We start from the raw sequence: 3,737 nt of genomic DNA, 5'->3' as shown, positions 1-3,737 counted from the left end.
GCCGATAAACTCTTCGCCAAACCACGCCCCCGCATCACGCTGCGCCAGTTCCTGCGCGGTGAAATCGGCCACGCATCCCTCACCGGCAACGGTACGACCAAAATTCGGATCGTGCATCACGACAGGCACACCATCGCGAGCCAGCATCACGTCGAATTCAACCGCCTGAAAACCATGCGTCAAGCCGCAACGCATCGCCGCTATCGTGTTTTCCGGCGCCAGTGCGCCACCGCCGCGATGCGCCACTATTCTGGGATAAGGCCACATGTCGTCGCTCCAGTCGTCAAGCCAGCATGCAGTTTATAACAGCCGGCGCGCATAAAAACATCTGCGTGCACAAGTCGCCGGGACAAGACCGGATGCGCGGCAAGGGATAGAATGTTCACGTTTGTCGATTTAAATCCGCGCATTTTCTGCCGCAGCGACAAGCATCAACACACCAATTCATGCAGCACTGCTGCATGAGCACGACGAACACATCATCAGGATCACAGCATGCCTACATTTGACTGGAACAACCCTTACCCATCCACCCGCAGCCCGCTGTTTGCGCGCAATACCGTCGCCACTTCACAGCCGCTGGCCGCGCAAGCCGGCTTGCGCATGTTGCTCAAGGGCGGCAATGCAGTCGATGCAGCCATCGCCGCCGCTGCGGCACTGACGATCGTCGAGCCGGTTTCCTGCGGCCTGGGCAGCGATGCATTCGCGCTGGTGTGGGATGGCAAGCAGGTGCATGGCTTGAACAGTTCCGGCACATCGCCGGCAGCATGGACGCCGGATTACTTCAAGAACAAGCACAACAATGTATTCCCGGAACGCGGCTGGGATACGGTCACCGTGCCCGGCGCAGTGGCCGGCTGGGTCGCGCTGTCGGAGAAATTCGGCAAACTACCATTCGCCGACCTGCTGGAACCGGCGATAGAGCTGGCAGCGCGCGGCCACATGGTCGCGCCTGTAGTGCAAAAAAAATGGAGCAATGCGATCCCGATTTTGCAAAACCAGCCCGGCTTTGCGCAAACCTTCATGCCGCATGGCCGCGCCCCGCAAGTCGGTGAAAACTTCATCTTTGCCGATGCCGCAGAATCGCTGAGAAAAATCGCTGAAACCAAGGGCGCAGCCTTCTATAAAGGCGAACTGGCCGAAGCCATCGTCAATTACGCAAAGGAACATGGCGGCGCCATGACGCTGTCCGACCTCGCCGGCTTCCAGCCGGAATGGGTCACGCCTATCCAGAAGGATTACGCCGGCCACACCGTGCACGAAATTCCGCCTAACGGCCAGGGCATCGCCGCACTGATCGCGCTGGGCATACTCGACAAGCTGGACCTCAAGCGCTTCCCGGCCGATTCAGTCGAAAGCCAGCATCTGCAGATCGAAGCAATGAAGCTGGCCTTTGCCGACACCTACAAATGGGTCGCCGATGAAAAATACATGACGGAAGTATCGGTCAGGGATTTGCTCGACGATGGCTACCTGAGCGAGCGCGCCAAGCTGATAGACCTGCAAAGCGCGACGCGTTTCAACTACGGCACGCCACCCAAGGGCGGCACGATCTACCTGACCGCCGCCGACGAGAGCGGCATGATGGTCAGCTTCATCCAGTCGAATTACATGGGCTTCGGCTCCGGCGTGGTCGTGCCGGGCACCGGCATCAGCCTGCAGAATCGCGGCTACAGCTTCAACCTCAATCCGCGCCATCCTAATTGCGTCGCACCGAACAAGCGCCCCTTCCACACCATCATCCCCGGCTTCCTCAGCAAGGACGGCCAGCCGCAAATGAGCTTTGGCGTCATGGGCGGCAACATGCAACCGCAAGGCCATGTGCAAACCCTGGTGCGCATGCTGTCCTATAACCAGCAGCCGCAAGCCGCCTGCGATGCGCCGCGCTGGAAGGTCAACGTCGGCATGTCGGTCGATGTGGAAGAATCCATGCCGCCGGACGTGCGCGCTGCACTGATCGCGCGCGGCCACAAGATAGAGAAAGTCGCCGACAGCTATATGGATTTCGGCTCCGGCCAGTTCATCTGGAAAACTGAAAACGGCTACATCGCCGCCAGCGATCCGCGCCGCGATGGGCAGGCAGTCGGTTATTAAAAGCTGCAAGACGGGCAACGCTCGCTTATCAAAAGCTGCGATACGGCGGAAGGCGTGATGCTTTCCGCCCCATCGCTGATGCAGTTATTTCATAGACTGCATAAGCGACATTCATCGCACGTATCTCTCCATCACACATCATCGTCGTCGCGTTGCAATCAACCGACATCCCGCATCGAATTCACTACTATTTTTTAAATTCCTCGCGTAATTCACGTTCTGGTAACAACGGCGTCATTGCTTTGTGAGAACATTATTTTCGGTCGCGTGATCACGCCCAGTGTTGCGCACGATTCCTGCTTTACTCGTGTAGCACTGGCTGGCTTGGCGCCACCGATCAAATAATGTCTGGCAACGTCACACGGGAAAATAGATGAAGCGTAGCGAGTTGCGTCACAAGATACAAAACAGCAGCCTGGGTTTCCTCGCCGGCTATGTGGATACGCTGGGTTTCGTCGCCCTGTTCGGCTTGTTTACTGCGCACGTAACGGGCAACTTTGTCTTGATCGGTGCAGAAATGGCGCATCCTCAGGGCGGCCCCTTGCTGCTGAAGATCCTCGCCTTCCCGGCCTTCATCTTTGGCGTCGTGATTGCGCGCCTGATGATCGCAGCGCTGCTCAAATACCATCTCCATGCGCTGTGGTACGCCTACATACTGCAACTGGCTTTACTGATCGCCTTCATGGTCGCCGGCATCAAGGCCAGCCCGATTGCTGCCGAGCCGACGCTGATGGCAGAGATCGCCGGCATCATAGGTGCGATGGCGATGGGTACGCACAGCGCCTGCGGACGCTTGCTGCTGTCGCATCTGGCACCCACCGCGATGATGACCGGCAATGTCACCCAGCTAGTCATCGATGCGGTCGATGTGATGCGCGGCGCGGCTGACGATATGGTCAAACAACGTTGCATCAAATTCCTGTGGCCGGTCGTCGCTTTCGCCATCGGTGCCGTCGGTGCTGCGTTCGCCTATCAATTCGCCGGCTTCTACGCATTGCTGCTGCCTATCGTGATCCTGCTTTACCTGATGTATATAGAGCGCGGCGCGATGCACAAGACGCAAAACATGCCCAAGATCGTCGCCAGGCAGTAATTCAAGCTGGTTCAGCAATGCCTGCGGTGGATTCCAGTCTGCCCTGGCTCATCCTCACTTCCTGCCTGCGCGGGAATGCCCGCAATGACGTGGCCAGGTCCTCAATGCAGGACATTGCTGCACTGGCCAGCCATTTCCGGCCCATCCTCATATAGTGCGCAAGCACCGTAGCTGCTACGGTAAAATGCCCTTTACTTCTTAACATTGCGCTATCCAGCCCAGAACCAGCATCCATGAGCAACGATACAAAAAACGGCAGCACGAACGCAAACACGCCAGCCAACCCGGCCTCCTCGAATTTCCTGCGCGGCATCATAGAAGCCGATCTCGCCGCCGGCAAGCACGCCAACCGTAGCGACAAGGACGGCCAGCCGCTGCCGACCGTGATCACGCGCTTCCCGCCCGAGCCTAACGGCTACCTGCACATAGGCCATGCCAAATCGATCTGCCTGAACTTCGGCCTTGCGCGCGATTACGCCGGCCGCTGCAACCTGCGCTTCGACGACACCAATCCGACCAAGGAAGAGCAGGAATACGTAGACACGATCAT

General features: G+C 58.2%; 4 protein-coding genes. 3 read left to right on the top strand and 1 reads right to left on the bottom strand.

Annotated elements, in window-relative coordinates:
* A partial coding sequence (locus tag Q7T06_RS12885) for a glycerophosphodiester phosphodiesterase family protein (protein ID WP_304785204.1) occupies positions 1-267 on the bottom strand: 267 nt, incomplete at its 3' end.
* 228 nt (positions 268-495) lie between these two features.
* Here Q7T06_RS12885 and ggt point away from each other — a divergent pair.
* The 3 genes from ggt to Q7T06_RS12870 form a co-directional block, all read left to right on the top strand.
* Positions 496-2,094 carry a gamma-glutamyltransferase gene (gene ggt / locus Q7T06_RS12880; RefSeq protein WP_304785203.1) on the top strand — a complete coding sequence of 533 codons (1,599 nt, stop codon included), beginning with the start codon at positions 496-498 and terminating at the stop codon, positions 2,092-2,094.
* A 373-nt stretch (positions 2,095-2,467) separates the two neighbouring features.
* On the top strand, positions 2,468-3,187 hold the full coding sequence (locus Q7T06_RS12875) for a YoaK family protein (protein ID WP_304785202.1): 720 nt from the start codon (positions 2,468-2,470) through the stop codon (positions 3,185-3,187).
* A 233-nt stretch (positions 3,188-3,420) separates the two neighbouring features.
* On the top strand, positions 3,421-3,737 hold a 317-nt coding region (locus Q7T06_RS12870; protein WP_304785201.1), incomplete at its 3' end, for a glutamate--tRNA ligase family protein.

This window comes from Herminiimonas sp., assembly GCF_030645555.1.
In the GTDB taxonomy this organism is placed as follows: domain Bacteria; phylum Pseudomonadota; class Gammaproteobacteria; order Burkholderiales; family Burkholderiaceae_D; genus Oxalicibacterium.
The sequence above is the reverse complement of the archived record's forward strand: the minus strand, read 5'-3'. Positions and strand labels throughout refer to the sequence as shown.

Excerpts from the sequence above, each read along its gene's own strand:
- ggt (WP_304785203.1), top strand. The coding sequence starts at position 496 with ATGCCTACATTTGACTGGAACAACCCTTACCCATCCACCCGCAGCCCG.
- Q7T06_RS12875 (WP_304785202.1), top strand. The coding sequence starts at position 2,468 with ATGAAGCGTAGCGAGTTGCGTCACAAGATACAAAACAGCAGCCTGGGT.